A 17369-nucleotide genomic window follows, 5' to 3' on the forward strand; every position below is an offset into this window, starting at 1 on the left:
GCAACCCTTCTCAGACAGACCCCCTCGGAAAGACAAGGACAGCGACGACATGTGCGGAATCGTCGGGTTGCATCTGCGCAACCCCGAACTCCATCCCCGCCTCGGTGAGCTCCTCGGCCAAATGCTGGGCGAGATGCAGGACCGTGGCGCCGACTCAGCCGGCATCGCCATCTATGGCGATCCGACCTGGTCACCGGCCGGGCAGGGCTGTGTGTCGCTGCTCGAAACCGGCGTCGGTGCAGACGAACTCGACGTTGCCGCCGAGGCCGTGAGCAAGGCCCTCGGTGGTGAGGTCGCGGCGCGCCTCGTCGACGACACGCTCGTGCTGAGCGCGGACGTCGACTCCGAAGCCCTCCTCGCGACGGCCACCACGGTCTACCCGGACGCGCTGGTAGCCGGATTCGGTGCCGACCTGACGGTTCTCAAGGGCGTTGGCGCGCCGCGTGACCTCGTGCAGGCGTGGGGATTGTCGACCGCGAGTGGCTGGCAGGGCGTCGGGCACACGCGCATGGCCACAGAGTCGGCCGTGACCGCGTCGGGTGCTCACCCGTTCGCCGTCGGGCCCGAGCAGTGCCTGGTGCACAACGGATCGTTCTCCAACCACGCGACGATCCGTCGCGAACTGCGCGCCGAGGGCGTGTCCTTCGACAGCGAGAACGACACCGAGGTGGGCGCACGCTTTGTCGCGCACCAGCTCGCGCAGGGTAAGGACGTCGAGACTGCTCTGAAGGAGGTGTGTGCCACCTTCGACGGCTTCTACACGCTTCTCGTGTCGAATCACGATTCGTTCGCCGTGGTGCGCGACGCCATCGCCTGCAAGCCGGCGGTCATCGCCGAAACCGACGACTGGGTCGCCATGGCCAGCGAGTACCGCGCCCTGGCTCACCTGCCCGGCGTCGCCGAAGCACGTATCTGGGAACCCGAGCCGGAGGTGGTCTACGCATGGACACGCTGAACCCCAACCACACATTCGACCTCGCCACCACCTCTCTGCGAGAGGTCAACGGCGCCTTGCACAGTGACGATGTGTCCGGCGAGATCGTGATCGACAACCCGGCGGGCGCCCACAGCGTCGCCGCCGGGGTCAACGCACCGGTCAAGATCACCGTCAACGGACACGTCGGCTACTACGCCGCCGGGATGAACCAGCAGGCCGAGATCACCATCAACGGCAACGCCGGAACAGGTGTCGCCGAGAACATGATGAGCGGGACCGTCGTCGTCAAGGGCAACGCGTCGCAGTCGGCCGGAGCGACCGCCCATGGCGGCCTGCTGGTCGTCGAAGGGGACGCGGCGGCACGGTGTGGGATCTCCATGAAGGGGGTCGACATCGTCGTCGGCGGCGATGTCGGCCACAACAGCGCATTCATGGCTCAGGCCGGTCGTCTCGTCATCCGCGGCAATGCCGGTGACGGGCTGGGTGATTCGATCTACGAGACGCGCATCTATGTCCGCGGCGACGTGGGTTCCCTCGGTGCCGACTGCATCGCGAAGCCGATGCGTGCCGAGCATCTCGACGAACTGGCCGGCCTGCTCAAGGCCGCCGGGTTCAAGGACGACGACCCGAAGGACTACACGCGTTACGGATCCGCCCGCGAGCTCTACCACTTCCACGTCGACAACACGTCGGCCTACTGAGGACCTTTCGCACCCACTGGACCCTTCAGGAGCGAGGCGCCAGCCGAGCGTCACGAAGGGCGACCCTTCGTGACGTCCCTCCGCTAGCGCTCCGGACTCCTCAGGGACCAGTCGATACAGGAGAACACCATGACCGACAACCGCAGCGTCGAACAGCGCGGGCTCCGCGAGTCCGCCACGTTCGACCGCACCACCATCGCAGCGATCCAGCGGGCCGCCGACACCGGCATCTACGACATCCGCGGGTGGGGCGCCAAGCGTAAGCTGCCGCACTTCGACGATCTGCTCTTCCTGGGCGCCTCGATGTCGCGCTATCCGTTGGAGGGCTACCGCGAACGCTGCGACACCGACGTCGTGCTCGGTGCGCGGAATGCCAAGTTCCCCTTGCATCTCGACACCCCGGTCACCATCGCCGGGATGAGCTTCGGCGCGTTGTCGGCGGGCGCCAAGGAGGCGTTGGGCCGCGGTGCTTCGGAGGTGGGGACGTCGACGACCACCGGTGACGGTGGGATGACCCCGGAGGAGCGCGGTCAGTCGAAGAACCTGGTCTACCAGTATCTTCCGTCGCGTTACGGGATGAATCCCGACGACCTGCGTCGCGCCGACGCGATCGAGATCGTGTTGGGGCAGGGAGCCAAGCCCGGCGGAGGTGGAATGCTGCTGGGCCAGAAGATCTCCGAGCGCATCGCGTCGATGCGCACTCTGCCGGAGGGGATCGATCAGCGCAGTGCCTGCCGGCATCCGGACTGGACCGGGCCGGACGACCTCGCGATCAAGATCAGCGAACTGCGTGAGATCACCGACTGGGAGAAGCCGATCTACGTCAAGGTCGGCGCGACCCGCACCTACTACGACGTGAAGCTGGCCGTGCACTCGGGCGCCGACGTCGTCGTCGTCGACGGCATGCAGGGCGGCACCGCTGCGACCCAGGACGTGTTCATCGAACATGTGGGGATTCCGACGCTCGCCGCGATTCCGCAAGCTGTGCAGGCGTTGCAGGAGTTGGGGGTTCATCGAGAGGTCCAGCTCATCGTGTCGGGTGGTATCCGTAACGGTGCCGACGTCGCCAAGGCGATGGCCCTCGGTGCCGATGCTGTTGCGATCGGCACCGCTGCATTGATCGCCCTGGGCGACAACGATCCCCGGTACTCGGCCGAGTACGAGGAGCTGGGTTCGGCGGCGGGCTTCTACGACGATTTTCAAGAGGGTCGGGACCCCGCCGGCATCACCACGCAGGACCCGGAACTCTCGGCCCGATTCGATCCGGTCGAGGGTGGCCGCCGGCTGGCCAACTTCCTGCGCGTGATGACGATGGAGGCGCAGACCATCGCGCGTGCCTGCGGCAAGGCGCATCTGCAGCACCTCGAGCCCGAGGACCTGGTCGCGATCACCATCGAGGCGTCGGCGATGGCCCGGGTGCCGTTGGCCGGCACGAGTTGGATTCCGGGCAGCGGTTTCTGATCGCTCTACGGCCGGGGAGTGCGCCGGATAAGCTCCCCGGCCCGTAGCCGACGCGTCACAGATGGCCGTACGCCGACGTGGGCGGCGGACCGACCATCTCCACGTCCAGGTCGGAGATCTGGCCGAGCTTCTCGAACAGGGTCGCCGGGTTCACCAGGCCCTCGGTGTAGACGCTGTCGGTGGTCGGTTCGCCGGTGCGGTCGAAGAACGGCTCGAACACGTCGCCGGTCAGGACACCCAGCATCCGGGTGTTGTGGGCGCCCAACGCATAGCTGTGAATGGTTCCGGCGGGCGCGTGCACGAAATCGCCGGGAGTGAGGAGTACCTCGGTGCCGTTGACCCACAACCAGATCCGTCCGGACAGGCAGAAGAAGTTCTCGGTGTGCAGCCGGTGGAAGTGGGCGGGGATGTAGGGTTGCCGGTTGCCGAGGGTGGTGACCGAGAAGTACCGACGGTCGGTGGTGACACCGCGCGCGGAGAACGTGTTGATCGCATCCGGCCACGCGCGGTGGTCGCCGGTGTGGGCGCGCTGAAAGTACGCCTGTGTGATCGCCGGCAGCGTCTCGTCCCACACGTCCGATGCGTCGACGTAGGGGGCGTCGACGGGCAGCCACCCGGGCGGCAGCGATCCGCGGTCCTCGTCGGCGACATGCTCCGCGGAGTAGATGCGTGCGGCGACATCAGATCCGCTGTCGTACAACTCGTCGAGCGAGCCGCCAGGCGCGGAGTACACGAGGAACCGCGACATGTGGTGCAGGAAGCGGTATGCCACCGGTGTTCCCGCAGGAACGTGGATCGAGTCTCCGGGACCGAGGACGCGACTCTCGCCGGGAATCCAGAACTGGATCGCGCCGTCGAAGACGTAGAACGATCGCTGCCGTTCGACCATGTGGAACGGCGCGCCGGACCCGCGCGGCCCGAGCACGAATGCGGCATCGAACTCGCCTCCGCTGTCGGCTGATCGGGCGACGACGGTCCAGAGCTGACGACCGATCTCGTACCGTCTGCCCTCGCCCGACGGCATCAGGTAGGGGACGGGTTCACCGGGAAGCTCGCCGACGACGGGTGCACGGCGATGGATCGATTCGAGGTCGACAGTCATGCGAAATCCTTCTGTGGGAACGGTGTTTCGGTGGTTGATCTCATCAAGTGGTGTTCGAAGAACCGTCCGACGACGTCGAAGGTGAAGACGGTGCGGAGAGGTGACCCCGGCTCCGACGACGAGCGCAGCGTTGCAGGCGCCGACCCCTCGGTGGTCAGGCGGCCGTCGTCCATCACCTGTGCCATGGCGACATCGAGCCGACCCGGTGGGTTGAGGAAGCCGTGCCGGTAGTCGTCGACCAGATAGAGGTTCGCGGTAACGCTGTGTGCGACAAGGGTGTCGAACAGTAAGGCGCTGTGGTCGGGTGGGACCAAGACGTCTGCGGTCCCATGGGAGATCTGGAACGGCGGCGCGGAATCGGTGACCAGGCGATGCGGGCTGGCGGACGTCGCCACGACGGGACGTTCCGTGGCCAGACCGCCGAGCAGTCGCGCTTCGGGAGAGTTCCGAGGGTCGGCACCGGGGAGCGGTGCTCCCGGAGCGACCATGTCGCCGAGCAGGTCGACCGGCCCGTACGACTCGGCGACCGCCTGCACGACGGGGGCGGGCGACGCACCGTCCAGACCCTCGTCGGCGAGTTCGGCGAGATGGCCGGTGAGGCCGGCGAGTGCTGCGAGGTGTCCTCCGGCGGACGCTCCCCACAGTCCGATATGTGATCCGTCGAGTCCGAGGTCGTCGGAATGTGCGCGGAGAAAACGGATCGCGGCACGGACGTCGTGGAGTTGCGCGGGGAAGACCGCGGTACCGCTGAGCCGGTACTCGATCGCGGCCATCGCGATGCCGCGGTCTGCGAAGTACGTCCACAGGTCGGGAGCCAGCGTTCTGTCTCCGGTGAACCAACCGCCGCCGTGCAGCCAGATGACGACCGGCACGACGACGTCTCCGGCAGGCCGATAGAGGTCGAGGACCAGCGGACCGGACTCTCGTTCGGCGTAGGTCAAGGTGCGTGGCAGGGCTCGAGTCACGGGGATGGTCGACGACACCCGCCCATCGTGGAGCCGGATCACGACGGAGTCCATCAGGAATCGGTGAACGACCCTTCGGGTGACCCGAACGGCTCAGTCGTCGACGCTCCGGGCCAGGTCCGTCACGATCCGGGCGAACTCCAGCACGTGGGCCGACGAGGTGTTCGGGGGCAGACAGAGGTGGGTCACCAGGTCGGGTAGATCGAGTAGCGGAATGAACGACAGCCCGGGTCGCGCATACGCCCCCGCCGCGGATTCACCCGCGATGTTGATACCGGCACCGACCCCACACAATTCGAGGATCTCGTCGAAGTCGGCGGCGATCGATTGCACCCGGACGTCGCCGAGGTCGCCGAGAAGAGTGGTCAACCATCGTGACGACGAGTCCGACGTACGTCCGCCGATCACGGTCTCACCGCTGAGGTCGGCACGACGCACTCCGGCGCGTCTGGCCAGCGGGTGGTCGTCGCGCACCACGACGACGCAACGCTCCTTCCAGAGAGGCATCGCGCGGACGTCGGCGGGGACCGGACCGGCCTCGGTGACGAACGCGCAGTCCACGACGTCGTCGGCCAGGGCCCGATAACTGCCGTCGAAACCCAGATGCTTGATCTCCCACGACACCTGCGACATGACGTCCGTCGCGCCTGCCATCACGGTGCGAAATCGGCGACTCGACACCATCAGGCCGACGCGGATGGTGTCCTGCTTTCGGGCGTCAGTGCTCCACTCGTGGACGTCGCCCATCGCGCTCAACGCCTGGCCGGCCAGCGGCAGCAATTCCTCGCCGGCGGCGGTGAGGGCGACACGGGGCGACCGTCGGAGCAGGGGTCTACCGACGCGCTTCTCGAGGGCGGCGACGTTCTCACTCAGCGTCGAAGGACTCAGGTGCAACGCGGCGGCCGCGCGCCCGAAATGCAGGTTCTCGGCGACGGCCACGAAGCACCGGAGCTGTTGAGTGGTGATGTCCATGGATCTCGCACATCGTAGGCGGGCTGTCGCGGCGTCGGGTCGCTAACCGCCGGACTTTCACTGAGTGAAACTCTCACGTCGACAGTTGTGATCGGCGACTCCTATGGTCGACCCATCGCACCACCTCACAGAATGCGGAGACAGTCCATGAACGCTGGGTCCACCACTCGAACCCAGGTGGCCATCGTCGGCGGCGGGCCGGCAGGCCTCATGCTCTCGCATCTGCTGCATGTCGCCGGCATCGAGAGCGTCGTCGTCGACAACCGCACCGTCGAACAGATCGAGACCACACATCGCGCCGGCATCCTCGAGCGCGACAGCGTCCGCCTACTGGTCGACTCCGGGGTCTCCGATCGCGTCCTCACCGAGGGGCATGAGCACGAGGGCATCGCGTTGCGCTTCGGCGGGGTCAGCCACCGCATCGACTTCCAGAAGCTGACCGGTGCCTCGTGCTGGCTGTACCCGCAGACCGAGGTCTTCGTCGACCTGCATCGCGCACGGACCCGCGACGGCGGCGACCTGCACTACGGCATCACCGACACCGAGGTGATCGACATCCTCGACGCGCCGGCGGTCCGCTTCACCGACGTCGACGGCGCGCGCCACGAGATCACCGCGGACCTCGTCGTCGGCGCCGACGGTTCGCGCAGCATCTGCCGCCGGCTCGTCGCCGATCCGCATCAATACTTCCGCGAGTATCCGTTCGCCTGGTTCGGGGTGATGGTGCAGGCGCCGCCGAGCGCCCCCGAACTCATCTACAACCGCTCTCCGCAGGGTTTCGCCCTGATCAGCCAACGCACCGACACCGTGCAGCGCATGTACTTCCAGTGCGACCCCGGCGAGAATCCGGACGACTGGTCCGACGACCGGATCTGGGAGCAGTTGCACACCCGCCTGTCCGGAGTCGACGGCTTCCGATTGCAGGAGGGGCCGGTCATCGAGCGGACAGTCCTGCCGTTCCGCAGCTTCGTCCAGTCGCCGATGCGCCACGGTCGGCTACTGCTCGCCGGCGATGCTTCCCATACCGTCCCGCCCACGGGCGCAAAGGGTCTCAACCTCGCGCTGTCGGATGTGCGGGTGCTCGCCGAGGTCGTCGAGCGGGCGATCGGCAAGGGAGACGTCGACGCGCTCGACACCTACACCGACCGCGCGCTGAGCCGGGTGTGGAAGGCGCAGCACTTCTCCTACTGGATGACCACGATGCTCCACAACGCCACGGGTGCATCGGAATTCGATGAACAGCGGCAACTCGGGGAGCTGCAGTCCCTGGTCTCCTCGGAGGCCGGCTCCACCTATCTCGCAGAAGGGTACACAGGATGGCCACACCACTGATCACGGGCGCGGACGAGGAGTCGGAGGTGTTCGACGACCACGGCCACATCTCCTCGGACGCGGGCCAGGGCACGCAACAGCAGATCAGCGACGAGATCGCACGAATCGGTTCCGACTATGCGACGTCGCTGTCGGAGGGCGGTGCGCCGGAGACGGCGCCGCGACTCGACTACGCCCCGTACAGGTCGAGCCTGTTGCGTCACCCCACCAAGAACTTTCACCACTCCGACCCCGAGGGCATCGAACTCTGGACACCGGCGTTCGGCCACCGCGACGTCGACCCTCTCGAGGCCGATCTCACCATCCAGCACGGTGGTGATCCGGTCGGCGAACGACTGGTCGTCACCGGACGGGTCCTCGACGGCGACGGACGGCCGGTGCGCAACCAGCTCGTGGAGGTGTGGCAGGCGAACGCGGCCGGTCGCTACATCCACAAACGCGATCAACATCCCGCCCCGATCGATCCCAATTTCACCGGTGTGGGTCGCTGTCTCACCGACGACGACGGCTGGTACAAGTTCACCACCATCAAGCCCGGCCCCTACCCGTGGAAGAACCACCACAACGCGTGGCGGCCCGCGCACATCCACTTTTCGGTGTTCGGCACAGCGTTCACCCAGCGGCTGGTTACGCAGATGTACTTCCCGGGCGACCCGCTGTTCGCATTCGACCCGATCTATCAGGCGATCGTCGATCAAAACGCCCGCGATCGACTCGTCGCCAGCTACGACCACGATCTGACCCAACATGAGTGGAGCACCGGATACCGTTGGGACATCGTGCTCACCGGAACCGGACAGACCCCGATGGAGGAGGAGCAGTGAACCTCGCACCGACACCGGGCCAGACCGTCGGCCCGTTCTTCCATTACGCGTTGCCGTTCGACGGCGGGGCCGAGCTGGTCTCGGCCGGACATCCCGACCGTATCCGGCTGCACGGCACGGTGTTCGACGGTGCCGGCGATCCCGTACCAGATGCACTGATCGAGATCTGGCAGCCAGACGGTTCCGGCGCCGTGAGCCAGGAGCCTGGCTCCTTACGTCGAGATGGCTTCACGTTCACCGGCTTCGGCCGGGTGCAGACCGATCGCGTCGGGCACTACACCTTCGCCACCGTGGCGCCGGGCGCCGTGACCGAGGGGTCTGCACCGTTCTTCGCGGTGTGCGTGTTCGCGCGCGGGTTGCTCGACCGGCTCTTCACGCGTGCCTACCTGCCCGACAGCGTGCGCGCGCTCACCGCGGATCCGCTGCTCGGGTCGGTGGACGACGATCGGCGCGCAACACTCATCGCAACCGCGGAGAATGACGGATATCGGTTCGACATCCACCTGCAGGGTGACGGGGAGACGGTGTTCCTCGACCACGGTGGCCGATGACGTCGCGTTCGGTCGCGTGTCCCGCGGTGGCGACATGACCGACCTGCTCTGGCCGGGCGATCACCACGCCGGTGAGATCTTCACCGACACAGCTGTTCTGGATGCGATGCTTCGCGTCGAGGCGGCATGGTCGACCGCACTGGTCAGCGCCGGGATCGCGCCGCCGGACGCGCAGGTCACCGTCGAGTCCCTTCGCCCGCTGATCGGTGCCGCAGACCTCGAGGCGATCGCGATCGAGGCGGAGTCGGGCGGGAACCCGGTGATCCCGATGGTGCGCCGGCTCCGCGACGGACTCGGATCGGGAACCGCCGCCTCGTGGTTGCATCGCGGGCTGACCAGTCAGGATGTGGTTGATTGCGCACTCATGCTGTGCGCGAGAGCAGGTGTCGGCGTCATTGCGAATGAACTCGATGCCCAGGTGCAGACACTGAGCACACTCGCCGGCGATCACCGTGGGTCGTCGATGGTCGCGCGGACACTCACCCAGCACGCGGTGCCGATGACATTCGGCCTCAAGGCAGCGCAGTGGCTGCACGGCGTCGTCGATGCGCGCGAACTCCTCGCGCGCCTGGTGTTCCCCGCTCAGATCGGTGGTGCTGCAGGCACGTCGGCCGCCGCGGCCGAGCTCTCCGGGACCGGCGGAGATCCCGGCGCCGCACTCGAAGCGGCGACCGTCGTCGCCGGACTGCTCGGGCTGACTCCGGCAGCGCCATGGCATTCGGTCCGCACTGCCGTCGCGCGCTGTGGTGATGCCACTCTGGGGTGTACGGACGCATGGGGCCACATCGCCAACGATGTCCTGATCCTGTCTCGTCCGGAGATCGGTGAACTCGCCGAGGGTTCCGGCGGTTCGTCGTCGACGATGCCGCACAAAGCCAATCCGGTGCTGTCGGTGCTCATCAGACGGTCCGCCCTGAGCGCCCCGGCACTCGGCGCCACCCTGCATCTGTCGGCCGCCGACGCCGTCGACGAACGTACGCCGGGCGCATGGCACGTCGAGTGGGACGCGCTGCGCACCCTGGTGCGGCGCACCGTGATCGCGGCACGGCAGACGAGCCGACTCCTCGCCGAACTGCGCGTCGATGCTGCTCGTATGCGTGACAATCTCGAGGCGGCAGGGACCGCCGTCACCTCCGAACAGGACTCGATGGCCACGATCGCCGGACATGAGCCGGCGTCGGGATACCTCGGGGCCACGGACAGTTTCATCGACGCACAGCTCGCCCGAGCGGCACGTGGCGGGGGAGACGAAAGGGAAGGGAACTGATGTCGAAGTACGACGACGGGATGTCCGTACGACGCGAGGTCCTCGGGGACGCCCACGTCGATCGGGCGACACACGCGATCACCGAACTGACCGAGGATTTCCAGACCCTCATCACGGAGTACGCGTGGGGCAGCATCTGGACCCGCCCGGGACTCGATCGCCGCAGCCGCTCGATGATCACCCTCACCGCACTCATCGCACGCGGGCACCATGAGGAACTCGCCATGCACGTGCGTGCCGCAGTTCGCAACGGCCTCACCCGCGACGAGATCAAGGAAGTGCTGCTGCAATCGGCCATCTACTGCGGTGTGCCCGACGCCAACACCGCGTTCCGCATCGCGTCCGGGGTGTTCGCGGAACTCGACGCGGAACAGTGAGCGCGTACCCTCGATTTCACTGAGTGAAATCGAGGGAAGGGCAGCGATGGCGGGCAACACCGGCAGTCCCGGACAGTCGGTCGCATCGCGGATCCTGGCCGTGCTGGGCACCTTCGATCGATCTCACCGCGCACTCACGCTCACCCAGATCGCCGATCGCGCCGGTCTGCCCGTCCCCACCGCGCACCGACTGGTCCGCGAACTCGAGATGTGGGGGGCGCTGAGCCGCCGACCCGACAACACCTTCGTTGTGGGGCGCCGGCTGTGGGACCTCGGTCTGCTCGCCCCGATCCAATCCGGTATCCGGGAGATCGCCGCCCCGTTCCTGCAGGATCTGTATGCGGCCACGCTGGCGACCGTGCATCTGGCGGTCCGCGACGGCACGCAGGTGCTGTACCTGGACCGCCTGTCGGGACGTGCATCGGTGCCGGTGGTGAGCCGGGTGGGCAGCCGACTCCCGTTGCACTGCACCGGCGTCGGCAAGGTGCTGCTCGCCGACGCCCCCGACGATGTCCGGCGCGCCGCGATGGCCGACCTGGTGCCGATGACGCGGCATACGATCGTCGCCGCCGGAGTTCTCGATCGGCAGCTCCGTCAGATCCGGCAGCAGGGCTATGCGACGACAGTCGAGGAGATGACTCTGGGTGCGTGTTCCGTCGCGGTTCCGGTCCGCCACGGCGACCGCGTCGTCGCCGCGCTCGGGGTGGTCGTACCCACGCTGGGCCGCAATCGGCCGTCACTCGTCGTCGCCGCCCAGGTGGCCGCGCAGGGCGTGGGACGCGTGCTGCAGGACACGGCTACTCCTCCGGATCGTCCAGCGCCGTGAGGAACTCGTCGATCCGCGGCCAGGTGTTGGCCGCTGCGTCGGCGCCGGCGATGAGACCGAGATGACTGCTCTCGACCGTGGTGAAATGCACCTGCGGGGAGTCGGCGAACAACTCGACGCCATGCCGGGCCCCGGCCCAGCTGACGATCGCGTCGCGGTGGCTGCCGAACAGCTGGATCGGCACCGCGATGGACGTCAGATCGACTGTCCGGTCGCCGAAATCGAGGACGCCGCGGGCGATCTCGTCCCGATAGACCAGGTTGACCCACATCTGCTCGGCGAGCTTGCCGGGATATCCGGGCATGGCATCCTGGAACCAGTCGATGACCTGCATCCGGGCCAGCGCCTCGGTGTTGTCGGCGTTGCGCATGATGTAGCCGGGCTTTTTGATCTCGCGTTGCCAGGCGGTCGCACGGTAGGCGACGCGGACGAGTGGTGCCGGGATGCCGCCGAGCGCCTTGAGGCCGTAGCGAACCGGACTGGCCCCGATCGGTCGGACGACCTGTTTGACCAGCGGATAGGGCGGTATGAGCGAGTAGTTGAGCGGGGTGGCCACCGCGGTGATCGACCGTACCGGCAGTTCGGGGTGTGCGCCGGCGGTGAGGAACGAGACCGTCCCGCCGAGACTCCAGGCGACCAGATCGACCCGCGTGCCGGCAACGCCGTAGTCGTCCACGACGTTCTCGATCGCCTCGGGAACGATGTCGTCGAAGAACTCCTCGAACCCGAGATGCCGGTCGGCATAACCCATCTCGCCGAAGTCGATCACATAGGGGATGCGACCGGTCGACAGCAGGAACGCGACGACGGACATGTCGGGTGACAGGTCATAGCACCGAGCGGGGACGGCAAGCGGCGGCACGAGGAGAACAGGAGCGCGACCTGCGGCCCGAGCGGCCACGAGGTCGTCGTAGGTGCCGTGCCGAACGAGGTGCCGATGCGGGCCGTCGGCGATGAGCGTGTGCGGCGTCGGCTGATCCTCGGCCACGCGCTCACCCCGGGTCAACCGGTACAGCGTGCGGACTCCGTCGAGCATGCGTGTCTCCCCCTCGAATGATCTCGACGGGCGATCCTACGGGATCGGTGCGCCGGGCGATCGGCCCGCGTTCGGGTGCCCCGGTGACCCCTCTCAGGTACCGAGGGACGCGAAGATCGCGTTGGCGTATGCGGCCGACCGCTCCGATCCGATGATGCCCGGCGCCATCTTGTTCATCACGTAGGAGACGGTCATCTTCTGGAGCGGGAACATGATGGTCATCGAACCGCCCCAGCCACCCCAGAAGCAGATCCGCTCGTCCGGCAGGTAGGGCAGGGTCGCCGGCTCGGGCAATCCGAAGCCGATTCCCCAGCGCAGGGGTACGCCGAGCACGAGGTCGATGCCTCGCGCCTGCTCGTCGAAGATCTGATCGATGGTCTTGTCCGACAACAGCGTCACGCCGTCGACGGTGCCGCCGCGAGAGATCACCGACAACGTGCGGGCAAGGGCGCGGGCGTTGGTGTGCCCGTTGAGGGCGCCGAGGTCGGCACGCCGCCATTCGACGGTGTTCGCGGCGGACGCACTCGCAGCGGGGCCGGTGAACGTCTTCACCATGGGCGAGTCGGGGGAGATCGTGCTGAGGTCGAGATCCAACGGTGGTGGCGGGATGATCTCGGCGATCCGGTCGTCGTCCTCGGGCCCGGCACCGATCTGGAGGTCGGCGCCGAGCGGTCTGGCGATCTCATCGGCGACGAAGCGTTTGAGATGTGTGCCGGTGACCCGCCGGACGATCTCGCCGAGCAGGTGACCCTGGTTCTGCGCGTGATAGCCGGACGCGGTCCCCGGCTCCCACCACGGCGCCTGGCGGGCCAGGTGTTCCACCGACGAGTCCCAGTCGTACATGTCGGGGACGGTGAACGGCTGATCCCACCCGGAGACGCCGGAGGTGTGCGCCATGATGTGGCGGACCTCGATGTCCGCCTTGCCGTTCTGGGCGAACTCGGGCCAGTACGTCGCCACCGGAGCATGCAGGTCGACCAGGCCACGTTCGACGAGCACGAGCACCGCGAGGGCGGTGATCTCCTTCGTCGTCGACCACACGTTGACGATGGTGTCGCGTTCCCACGGCAGCGTGCGGGCTGCGTCGCGGTGGCCGCCCCAGATGTCGACGACGACCTCGCCGTCGATGTCCACCGCGATGGCGGCGCCGAGTTCCTCTCCGGATGCGAGCTGCTCTGCCAGTGCGTCCCGGACACTGTCGAATCGCGGGTCCGTGTTGCCGTGCACCCGGGGCGTCTCGGTCATGGGATCACTCCTCGCCGGGCGACGTCGTGTCGCCGTCTGGGCTGACGGTAGAACACCGTGCCCGTCGCCGGTTGTGGTTTGCGCCGGAAGGCGGCCGCAGACCACAACCGGCCCGGTCGATGCGTATCCGTCAGCGGTTGTCGCGGAGTTCGCGTCGGAGGATCTTGCCGGTGACGGTCTTCGGGAGCTCGCCGACGATCTCCACCTCGCGGGGGTACTTGTAGGCGGCCATCTGCTCCTTGCAGAACGCGATGAGTTCCTCCGGCTCGACGGATGCCCCGTCCTGCAGCGACACGTAGGCCTTGACCGACTCGCCCCGGTACTCATCCGGCACGCCGACGACGGCGGCCTCCCGTACGGCGTCGTGGGTGTACAGCACGTCCTCGACCTCGCGCGGCCAGACCTTGTACCCGGACGCGTTGATCATGTCCTTCTTGCGGTCCACGACGTAGAACCAGCCGTCGGAGTCCATGAAGCCGACATCACCGGTCCGCAGTTCGCCGCCGGGGATCGACTCGGCCGTCTTGTCCGGCTTGTTCCAGTACCCGCTGACGACCTGCGGTCCGGAGGTCACGAACTCGCCGACCTCACCGACCTCGACGTCGTCGCCGTCCTCGCCGACGACCCGCACGACCGTGTTGAACACCGGAACCCCGACCGACAGCGCGCCCGAGGTGCGGTCGACCGGCGCCCGGACACCCAGCGGCACCCCGTGCGACGGCGACGACGTCTCGGTCAGCCCGTAGATGTTGTGGATGTAGGCGCCGAACACCTTCTCGAGGCGATCCGCCATGGCTGGTGCGATCGGCGCACCGCCCGAATAGAGCACGCGGAGACTCTCGAAGTCGGCCGGGGTGGCGCCCGATGCAGCCGAGAGCGCGTTGAACGCCGTGATGGCCGCGACGGTGAACACCGGCCGGCGTTCGCGAATCGCGTCGAGGGTCACATCCGGCGCGAACCGGTGGGTCAGGGTGAGCGGCGCCCGCACCAGCATCGACGTCATCACATGGCCGACGAGACCGGTGATGTGGAACAGCGGCGCGACACCCAGCACCCCTTCACCGGGTTTCAGCCCGGTCCAGTCCCGGTACGTCTGCGCGTTGAACGCCAGATTCCCGTGGGTGTTCATCGCGCCCTTGGGTTCTCCGGTCGTACCCGAGGTGTAGGTGAGCACGGCGATGTCGTCGGCCGTCGGCGACGGAGCCGGCGGCGGCGTGCCGTCGAACCGGTCGATCGTCTCGACGAGGTCGAGCGTGCCGGCAGGGCGTCGACGTTGCGCACCGGCGAACAGCCGCGGATCGTCGCGGGTCTGGAAATCCAGCGGTGATGTCGTGACGACCGTCCGCACCGCCGTCGTCCCGGTCCGGATCACCGGCTCGGCGACGTCGACGTACAGATCGTCGAGGGTCAGCAGCGCCGTCGCGCCGGAGTCGACCAGCATGTAGGTGAGCTCACGCTGCTTGTTCATCGGGTTGATCGCAACCGCGATGCCGCCCGCCTTCCACGCCGCGACGATCCCGATCACGAACGCCGGATTGTTCTGGACATAGACCGCCAGACGATCGCCGGTCCCGAAACCCTCCGCGACCAGGCCGGCGGCCACTGCGTCCGCGGCCGCGTTCACCTCGGCGAACGTCAACGTCGCATCAAAGTAGTGCAGGAAGGCGGAGTCCGGCTCCGCTGCGACCGCCGCATCGAAGACGGCGAGGGCGGTGGGGTGTTCGACCTCGATGTCGGCCGGGCTGCCCGCCGGATAGCGAGCGAGCCACGGCCGATCGGCGTAGGTCACTTGATCACCACCGGGTTCACCGGTGCGCCGGTGGCGCGATGGATCTTCAACGGCGCTGCGACATAGAAGAATTCGTACACCCCGTCGGCGGCGCAGTCGTCGGCGAGCTTCTCCAGGTCGCAGATCTCGGTGAACGCGATGCCCAGGTTGCGCATCAGGGCGTTGTGCAGCACGAGGGCCACGCCCGAGTGCGGGTCGGTGGTGACCTCGTTCGCGATCGTGTCGGTCACCAGGTTCGGGATCTCCTTGTCCTGGAACCAGTTCACCAGTTCGGGCGAGTACACCAGGCCGGGCTCGCAGAAGTCGCCGTAGAACGACTCCTCGTCCTCGAAGAACAGGTCGAGATGGTTGGTGCGGATCAGCAGGATGTCCCGCGGCTTGATCTCGATACCCTGTGCGGTGGCGCACTTCTCGAGGTCGGTGTGGTCAAAGGTCTGCCGGGCCTTCAGGTGTGCGACGCCGAGGTGGCGGGCCATGTCGAGCAGCACGGCACGGCCGGCGACACCACGCTGGGCGATGGGCTCGACGCTGGCCTTCTCCAGTCCGCCGACGGTGGTGCGGGCGTCGTAGCCGTTGTAGATCTGGCCGTCGTACCAGACATGGCCCAGGGCGTCGTACTGAGTCGAGCCCTGTAGGAACGCATTGATCTTGTCGTCGGCGTAGTGCAGACCGCCGGGGAAGGCGGGTCCGTCGCCACCTTCGTCCCAGTTGGACTCGTCGAAGATCATCTCGCGGGTGGCCGGGCTGCGTCCGGGCCAGACCGGGTCGCCGTTGGGATCGCCGATCAGTCGCTGAAGGGTGAACAGGGCGCCCTTCTTGATCAGTCCGACGCCGGCGAGGACCTGCTCGGCGGTCAGATAGTTGAGGCTGCCGACCTCGTCGTCGGCGCCCCATTTGCCCCAGTTCGACGGGGATCCGGCCAGGAGTTCGGTGAGATCGGGTGCGGTGGTCATGGGCGCCTCTCCAGTGAGTCGATTCGCGGACTGAACGTTTCGAGCGAACGTTCGGAATGTTCAGTGAGACGAGGATCACAGGTATCCGGGCGCACGTCAAGCACTTTGGCGAAATCGAAAACGGCTGTCCGGCAAACGCTTTGCGGTTCAGCTGGACTGAACACGCATCATGGCCCGTGCGTGGTCGGCGTACTCGCGGGCCACGTCGGCCGGGGTGAGCGGCCCGGAGGGTGAGAACCAGTACGGCAATGCCATGCACATCGTCGCCACGACGCGGGCCGCACTGCGCGGATCCGGTGCGGCGAACGTGCCGTCGGCGGCGGCGCCGAGGGCGGCGTCGTCGAGGCGTCGTTGCAGACGTCGTCGCGCCTCGATGATGTCGCCACGTGTGGGTTCCTCGAGGCTGCGCATCTCGGTGGCGGTGATGAATGCGAGATCCCGGCGGACGGCGTGGCACAGCGCGAGCGCCTCGACCATGAGTGCGAACCGCTCTGCCGGGGTATCGCCGTCGGACTCGGCGGCGACGACCCGCCACTCGATGTCCTCCATGGTGCGGGTCATCAGTGTGGCGAGAAGGTGCTGCTTGCTGCGGTGGTAGTGGTAGATCCCGGCGACGCTGCTGTCGGCGGCGGTGGCGACCAGTCGCATGGTCGCGCCGTGGTAACCCAGGTCGGTGAACACCTCGACCGCCGCCCGCAGAGCGGGATCGAGGTCGAGGTCGGTGAAGTGACGCCAGTCGCCGTCGGCGGGCGGCGGGTCCACCGGAACGGGGACCTGCTGCGATTGCGGGCTCAGCAGCGACAACGGGGTGACACCGAGGTGGTCGGCGATCTCCTGTAGGCGGTCGATGGTCAGCGCGACCTTGCCGTTCTCGATCGCACTCATCGTCCCGACGCTCACGCCGATCCCGGCGGCCAGACCGCGCAGGGTCAATCCGGCCCGCACGCGGGCTTGACGGACCGCGGGACCGGTCGGGGAGGGTTCGGCCATACTGAACACGGTAGCGGTGGGTGACCGCGGCCGTAGACTGC

The 17369-nt window shown here is 67.4% G+C and carries 17 protein-coding genes; 9 read left to right on the forward strand and 8 right to left on the reverse strand.

Annotation, left to right across the window (positions count from 1 at the left end):
- Positions 1-49 precede the first annotated feature (49 nt).
- The 3 genes from EEB19_RS21940 (at position 50) to EEB19_RS21950 (ending at position 3099) form a co-directional block, all read left to right on the forward strand.
- Positions 50-955, forward strand: coding sequence for a glutamine amidotransferase (locus EEB19_RS21940; protein ID WP_187589434.1), 906 nt, complete (start codon positions 50-52; stop codon positions 953-955).
- Positions 943-1638, forward strand: coding sequence for a protein glxC (locus tag EEB19_RS21945; RefSeq protein WP_187589435.1), 696 nt, complete (start codon positions 943-945; stop codon positions 1636-1638). Before EEB19_RS21940 ends, EEB19_RS21945 begins: the two co-directional genes overlap by 13 nt.
- Before the next feature lie 129 nt (positions 1639-1767).
- Positions 1768-3099: an FMN-binding glutamate synthase family protein gene (locus tag EEB19_RS21950; protein WP_187589436.1), complete on the forward strand. Its 1332-nt coding sequence runs from the start codon at positions 1768-1770 to the stop codon at positions 3097-3099.
- 55 nt (positions 3100-3154) lie between these two features.
- Here EEB19_RS21950 and EEB19_RS21955 read toward each other — a convergent pair whose 3' ends face one another.
- Genes EEB19_RS21955 through EEB19_RS21965 form a run of 3 tightly spaced genes read right to left on the reverse strand, consistent with a single transcriptional unit; the run spans position 3155 to position 6138 of the window.
- Positions 3155-4201, reverse strand: coding sequence for a quercetin 2,3-dioxygenase (locus EEB19_RS21955; protein ID WP_187589437.1), 1047 nt, complete (start codon positions 4199-4201; stop codon positions 3155-3157).
- Positions 4198-5220 carry an alpha/beta hydrolase gene (locus tag EEB19_RS21960; protein WP_187589438.1) on the reverse strand — a complete coding sequence of 341 codons (1023 nt, stop codon included), beginning with the start codon at positions 5218-5220 and terminating at the stop codon, positions 4198-4200. Before EEB19_RS21960 ends, EEB19_RS21955 begins: the two co-directional genes overlap by 4 nt.
- 39 nt (positions 5221-5259) lie before the next feature.
- Positions 5260-6138, reverse strand: coding sequence for a LysR family transcriptional regulator (locus tag EEB19_RS21965; protein WP_187589439.1), 879 nt, complete (start codon positions 6136-6138; stop codon positions 5260-5262).
- A 147-nt stretch (positions 6139-6285) separates the two neighbouring features.
- Here EEB19_RS21965 and EEB19_RS21970 point away from each other — a divergent pair, with 147 nt between their 5' ends.
- The 6 genes from EEB19_RS21970 to EEB19_RS21995 are packed head-to-tail and all read left to right on the forward strand — an operon-like array spanning position 6286 to position 11315.
- Positions 6286-7470 carry a 4-hydroxybenzoate 3-monooxygenase gene (locus EEB19_RS21970; RefSeq protein WP_187589440.1) on the forward strand — a complete coding sequence of 395 codons (1185 nt, stop codon included), beginning with the start codon at positions 6286-6288 and terminating at the stop codon, positions 7468-7470.
- Positions 7455-8294 carry a protocatechuate 3,4-dioxygenase subunit beta gene (pcaH, locus tag EEB19_RS21975; protein ID WP_187589441.1) on the forward strand — a complete coding sequence of 280 codons (840 nt, stop codon included), beginning with the start codon at positions 7455-7457 and terminating at the stop codon, positions 8292-8294. The genes EEB19_RS21970 and pcaH overlap by 16 nt, the downstream gene beginning before the upstream one ends.
- Positions 8291-8845: a protocatechuate 3,4-dioxygenase subunit alpha gene (gene pcaG, locus EEB19_RS21980; RefSeq protein ID WP_187589442.1), complete on the forward strand. Its 555-nt coding sequence runs from the start codon at positions 8291-8293 to the stop codon at positions 8843-8845. Before pcaH ends, pcaG begins: the two co-directional genes overlap by 4 nt.
- 34 nt (positions 8846-8879) lie before the next feature.
- The gene (locus EEB19_RS21985) at positions 8880-10112 is read left to right on the forward strand and encodes a lyase family protein (protein ID WP_187589443.1); all 1233 of its coding nucleotides are present in this window, start codon (positions 8880-8882) and stop codon (positions 10110-10112) included.
- Positions 10112-10489: a 4-carboxymuconolactone decarboxylase gene (gene pcaC / locus EEB19_RS21990; RefSeq protein WP_187589444.1), complete on the forward strand. Its 378-nt coding sequence runs from the start codon at positions 10112-10114 to the stop codon at positions 10487-10489. The genes EEB19_RS21985 and pcaC overlap by 1 nt, the downstream gene beginning before the upstream one ends.
- A 46-nt stretch (positions 10490-10535) precedes the next feature.
- Entirely contained in the window at positions 10536-11315 is a 780-nt protein-coding gene (locus EEB19_RS21995; RefSeq protein WP_187589445.1) for an IclR family transcriptional regulator, read from the forward strand.
- On the opposite strand, the gene EEB19_RS22000 is transcribed toward EEB19_RS21995, so the two are convergent.
- The 5 genes from EEB19_RS22000 to EEB19_RS22020 all read right to left on the reverse strand — a co-directional run bounded on the left by EEB19_RS22000 (position 11287) and on the right by EEB19_RS22020 (position 17328).
- Entirely contained in the window at positions 11287-12351 is a 1065-nt protein-coding gene (locus tag EEB19_RS22000; protein ID WP_187589446.1) for an alpha/beta hydrolase, read from the reverse strand. The genes EEB19_RS21995 and EEB19_RS22000 overlap by 29 nt on opposite strands.
- Before the next feature lie 93 nt (positions 12352-12444).
- Positions 12445-13596: a serine hydrolase gene (locus tag EEB19_RS22005; RefSeq protein WP_187589447.1), complete on the reverse strand. Its 1152-nt coding sequence runs from the start codon at positions 13594-13596 to the stop codon at positions 12445-12447.
- Between the two features lie 130 nt (positions 13597-13726).
- Positions 13727-15385 carry a class I adenylate-forming enzyme family protein gene (locus tag EEB19_RS22010; protein WP_187589448.1) on the reverse strand — a complete coding sequence of 553 codons (1659 nt, stop codon included), beginning with the start codon at positions 15383-15385 and terminating at the stop codon, positions 13727-13729.
- Positions 15382-16338 carry a cyclase family protein gene (locus EEB19_RS22015; RefSeq protein WP_187589449.1) on the reverse strand — a complete coding sequence of 319 codons (957 nt, stop codon included), beginning with the start codon at positions 16336-16338 and terminating at the stop codon, positions 15382-15384. Before EEB19_RS22015 ends, EEB19_RS22010 begins: the two co-directional genes overlap by 4 nt.
- Positions 16339-16485: 147 nt before the next feature.
- Positions 16486-17328, reverse strand: coding sequence for a TetR family transcriptional regulator (locus tag EEB19_RS22020; protein WP_187589450.1), 843 nt, complete (start codon positions 17326-17328; stop codon positions 16486-16488).
- Positions 17329-17369: the final 41 nt, after the last annotated feature.

The sequence above is a fragment of the Gordonia sp. OPL2 genome, assembly GCF_003797825.1.
Classification (GTDB): Bacteria; Actinomycetota; Actinomycetes; order Mycobacteriales; family Mycobacteriaceae; genus Gordonia.